Genomic DNA, 5,090 nt, shown 5'->3' with positions numbered 1-5,090 from the left:
AAGTATGAGCATTACCTAAGAAACCCCTACCTCTAAGGTAGTGGGTAGTTCATGTATTCAGCAGGCGTAAATCCGTAATGGTAATTAGAAAGTCAATAGTAAATATGACCAAGGTGTTATGAACGCAAAAAAATCATAACTTATTGTTATTAAAAGGTATATTTATTGATAAAAATTAGAAATTTTGTTAGTTGGAATTTTTTTTCGTGATACCATAACACCGTTAAGCGCATCACCTCAATCAACGCCGTAGAGGTTTTTCTTACAGTGAATTAGCACCACCTAAGATGGCAGTTTTTCGGGTTTGCTTAGTGATATTTAATCAGTTTTTTGATGTTGCTACCGAAAATTTTATCCATCGAACTCCTTTCACTACAGACAAGAAGAAGGCACTAATGCCGCTTAACTGTTCGTTGTTGCCTTTGTATTGTTAACGTAGCCTGTTTGACACTAGAACGACCTACTTAACCGTTTCCAGCCCATGCTGGATTTCTTGTTTTGTGATGGCGCCGTTTGGTCTTTTGATTACCGCTCTAAGTACTAGCTAATGGTTGCTATGTCATCCGACAGAAGCCATAGTCAGTTAGATGGGACGATCAGACTTCCTAAAGCACCATTTATTATGGTTTTTAAACGTAGTTATGGAGTTGTTATGAACCCAGTAGACCAGTTTACCCCGCAAGAGCCTATCTTGTTCAAGCCTGTAGATTTGCTATCGCCAGACTATATTAAACAATCTTCAGATACGTTACATGCACGTATTTCACCATTGTATAGCGTGGATGAAGACAGTTGGCTGTCTGAGTTACTACCACTTGCCAAACCCAGTGATGAAGAGCGTGATGCTGCTGCTGAGCAAACCCGTCAACTCGTGCAGCATGTGCGTGATGATGGTAAAGCTGTCAAGATGGTTGACTCATTGTTGCTTGAATACAGCCTAGATACCCAAGAAGGGATTTTGCTGATGAGTTTGGCAGAAGCTTTGATTCGAGTGCCAGATAGTTATACTGCCGATGCGTTAATCCATGACAAGATGAGTGTGGCTGACTGGAAAAAGCACATAAAAAATGATAATGGCTTTATGGTCAATGCTTCGACGTGGGGCATGATGATGACGGGTCGTGTCGTGAGTATCGACAGTAATACGACCGCCTCAGGATTTTTGGATCGTATGACGAAAAAGATGGGCGAGCCTGTCATTCGCAGTGCGATGCAAAAAGCCATGCGCATCATGGGTCATCAGTTTGTATTAGGTGAGACTATCGAAGAAGCCAATAGAAACAGCCAATCATATCGTAATAAAGGCTATACTTATTCATTTGATATGTTGGGCGAAGCGGCCATCACGCATAAAGATGCAGAACAATATTTCAATGATTATCTGCATGCGATTAAAGCCACAGCCAACATTAAAGTCAAAGAAGGCATGCCAAAACCTTCTGTCTCAATCAAATTATCTGCATTGCACCCGCGTTATGAGGCGACGCAAGAAACGCAAGTGATGGGTTTGCTACGCCAACGTTGTTTACTTTTGATCGAAGCAGCTCGTGAAGTAAACGTTGATATCAGTATTGATGCAGAAGAAGCGGATCGTCTTGAGATTTCTCTAAAATTATTTGAGTCTTTGTACCGTGACAACTCTACCCAAGGTTGGGATGGTCTAGGCTTGGTCGTTCAAGGCTATGCAAAACGTGCTATCGCTGTTTTAGCGTGGTTGGCACGTCTGGCGACTGAGGTCGGTGATCGTGTCCCAGTACGATTAGTCAAAGGTGCTTATTGGGATACTGAGATTAAACTGGCTCAGGAAAAAGGGTTGGCAGGCTATCCGGTGTGGACTCGCAAAGAAGGCACCGATACTGCCTATCTCGCCTGCGCTCGCTTTTTATTATCAGAGCATTTACGTGGGTTGGTCTGGCCACAGTTCGCTACTCATAATGCGCACACACTAGCATCGATCATGACTATGAGCCCACACAGAGACTTTGAGTTCCAACGTCTACATGGTATGGGCGACGCGCTTTATGATCATATCCTGCAATCTTATCAGATTCCAGTACGTATCTATGCACCTGTTGGTGCTCACAAAGACCTACTACCTTACTTGGTCCGTCGTTTGCTTGAAAACGGAGCGAACAGCTCGTTCGTGCATCAACTATTAGACAAGTCTTACCCAGTCGAAAAGCTAACGGTACATCCGTACGACAAACTGTTGACTAATGACAGTCTGCATAACCCGGATATTCCTTTGCCACTAGAGATTTATGGTGAGCGTCGTGCCAGCTTTGGTCCAAACATATTTATTGATTCACAATGGCAGCTGTTCAAAGCGGCTATCGATAGTCATCTAGATAAGACATGGACAGCGACCTCTGTCATCAATGGCAAGTCAGTCGATGAATATGAAGAAGACGGTGCCATTCATAAGCTAGACTCTGAGACAGTACGTGCTCCTTGGAACCATGAAGTTGTCGCTGGGGAAGTAACCCATGCCAATGCACAATTAGCACACCAAGCTATCGCTGCTGCAATCGAAGGTCAAAGCGCGTGGCAGGCGACTTCAGCTGCAGAACGTGCAGCTATCTTGCGTAAAGCAGCTGATCTATATGAAGAAAACTACGCGGAATTGATGGCGCTATGTCAAGTCGAAGCTGGTAAAACCATGCAAGACAGTATCGATGAGATCAAAGAAGCTGTTGATTTCTTCAGGTTTTATGCTGATGAAGCGGAACGCTTAGAAAAAGTCGTTTATGAATATACGGACTTGTCTGGTCAGCCTTTGCGCCAAGTATATAAAGCACGTGGCACGTTTGTTTGTATCAGTCCTTGGAACTTCCCGTTGGCTATCTATACTGGTCAGATCGTAGGTGCACTGGCAGCTGGTAATACTGTCGTTGCAAAACCTGCTGAGCAAACCAGCTTGATCGCCCATTTCGGTGCTCAGTTGATGTACGAGGCTGGCGTGCCAGTTGAAGCATTACAGTTGGTACTGGGTGCAGGCGAGGTTGGTGGCGCCCTCACCACAGCAGATAATATTGCGGGCGTTATTTTTACTGGATCCACTCAGACAGCTCAACGTATCAACCAAAGCCTAAATAGCCATGCGCAAGCCAGTGGTGAATTGCCAGTGCTTATCGCGGAAACAGGTGGTCAAAATGCGATGATCGTTGACTCTACGGCGTTGCCCGAGCAAGTAGTAAAAGATGCTGTATTGTCCGCCTTTGGTTCGGCAGGTCAGCGCTGTTCAGCGTGTCGTATACTCTGTGTACAAGAAGACATGGCTGATGGTTTGATTGAGTTATTGCACGGTAATATGGCTGAGTTGTCCGTTGGTAATCCATTATACGCTTCGACAGACGTTGGACCCTGTATTGATGAAGACGCCAAGAAAGGACTAGAAGCACATATTGACCGCATGAGAGAAGAGCCGACAGCTACTATTTTGGCGCAGACGCAGATGAGCTCTGGTTCGGTAGTCAGTCAAGATAAGTCTACTTTTGTGCTACCAACTGCAATCGAAGTAAAAAGTATCGATGTCATTGGTGGTGAGCACTTCGGTCCGATTTTGCATGTGCTGCGTTATAAAGCTCGTGATTTGAATAAACTGATTGATTCTATCAATGGTACCGGATTTGGTTTGACCTTGGGTATCCATAGTCGTATCGAAAATACTGCCGAACACATTGAACGTCGTGCCCTCGCGGGTAATACTTACATCAACCGCAATCAAATCGGTGCTGTTGTAAATGTACAGCCATTCGGTGGTGGCGGCTTGTCTGGTACAGGTCCTAAAGCAGGCGGTCCACAATACGTTGCACGTCTTATGAAATTAAGTGTCGAAAACGAACCTCAAACATCCACTCAATCAGAAATCGCGTAAGGAGTAGCAACATGGCGACAGAGTTTAAAAAAAATCATGCCCAGGTTTGTGAAGCTTGGCGATTACTTGGCGCAGAAAAGCGTGCAGTACATTTACGAGAAGCCATTCCAAAGTTGGCTTTGCTTACGGGTGATGTCAACAAGTCAAAGCGTTTGTTTAACCACCTATTGAGCGCTGCGCCGAGCTTGGATGAAGTGCACCGTTTGACTGGGGCTACAGGCGAGTCAAATGATCTTTACGTGACTGCCCGTGGCAAGACGATGATCATCGGTGCCGAGTCTGCAAAAGTATTGCCAGTTCTTGGACAGTTGGTTGCGGCGTTATTGACAGGGAATGAAGTGATACTGCATTGCCCTAGTCAGATAGAGGTGTGTGAAGAAGCGGCAAAAGCATTATACGAAACGGGTATTAGCGATGACGTTTTGAGTGTGGCCAATGACTCGCAGACGATCACGCTTCTATATATCGACCGTCTTGCGCAAGTCGCAGTCGCTGGCAGTAACAGCGAAGTGCAGGATATCAGCCAAGAGCTTGCCAATACTGATGGTATTTTAACGCAAGTTATCAGTGTCACAGATATGGATGGTTTATCAGAGATGTTAACACCTGACTATCTGCATCGTTTCGTCACAGAGCGTGTCAAAACAGTCAACACCACTGCTATCGGTGGTAATGCGAGCTTATTAGAGCTTGGTACGGAATAGGGTGCAGAATAGATAATAACGCCAGTTCTGTGTAGGTCGAGTGGAACTGGCAATATCGAATTCGAAGCTCAGGTCAGTTTTTGTTTGTTGGTATACCAATGAATAAAAACTGACCTTTTTTTATGGTGTGGTGTTTGTGTCTTAATGTTTGTGGTTATCAATATGATTTTGTCAGTTGTGAACTTATTAAATTTAATGCTAATATGTTAGAAGTTAACCAAAAGGTCAACTTTAAATACAAACTTTAAATACAAAATAGCAACCTTGCTTAAAGTTAATGATAGCCATTAATCTCAAGCACCTTTTATTTTAATGGAGCGTATTTTTTCACCCTCGTATTTTTGCGTTTTGAGATACTTTATATTAGATGCCCGATATTTTGAGATACCTCATATTGAGATACCTAATAATAGTATCGTAATGAAATTTAAACGCTATTCTCAGTCAGACTAAGCTTGAGCAAGTCAGAAGGCAGTCAGCTTATCCAATATGCTTATAGATATTTATAT

At 43.8% G+C, this 5,090-nt stretch carries 2 protein-coding genes; both read left to right on the top strand.

Annotated features, from left to right (window positions below; genetic code table 11):
- Positions 1 to 652: 652 nt before the first annotated feature.
- Positions 653 to 3,877 carry a bifunctional proline dehydrogenase/L-glutamate gamma-semialdehyde dehydrogenase PutA gene (gene putA, locus L0J61_RS09185; protein WP_301466146.1) on the top strand — a complete coding sequence of 1,075 codons (3,225 nt, stop codon included), beginning with the start codon at positions 653 to 655 and terminating at the stop codon, positions 3,875 to 3,877.
- Positions 3,878 to 3,888: 11 nt separating this feature from the next.
- Positions 3,889 to 4,581: a 1-pyrroline-5-carboxylate dehydrogenase gene (locus L0J61_RS09180; protein WP_301466145.1), complete on the top strand. Its 693-nt coding sequence runs from the start codon at positions 3,889 to 3,891 to the stop codon at positions 4,579 to 4,581.
- Positions 4,582 to 5,090: the final 509 nt, after the last annotated feature.

Source organism: Psychrobacter sp., from assembly GCF_030457785.1.
In the GTDB taxonomy this organism is placed as follows: domain Bacteria; phylum Pseudomonadota; class Gammaproteobacteria; order Pseudomonadales; family Moraxellaceae; genus Psychrobacter.
This window is presented reverse-complemented; position numbering and strand designations above follow the sequence as displayed.

What these genes read in the sequence shown, in the direction of transcription:
- putA (WP_301466146.1), top strand. Translation starts at nt 653, where the DNA reads ATGAACCCAGTAGACCAGTTTACCCCGCAAGAGCCTATCTTGTTCAAG.
- L0J61_RS09180 (WP_301466145.1), top strand. Translation starts at nt 3,889, where the DNA reads ATGGCGACAGAGTTTAAAAAAAATCATGCCCAGGTTTGTGAAGCTTGG.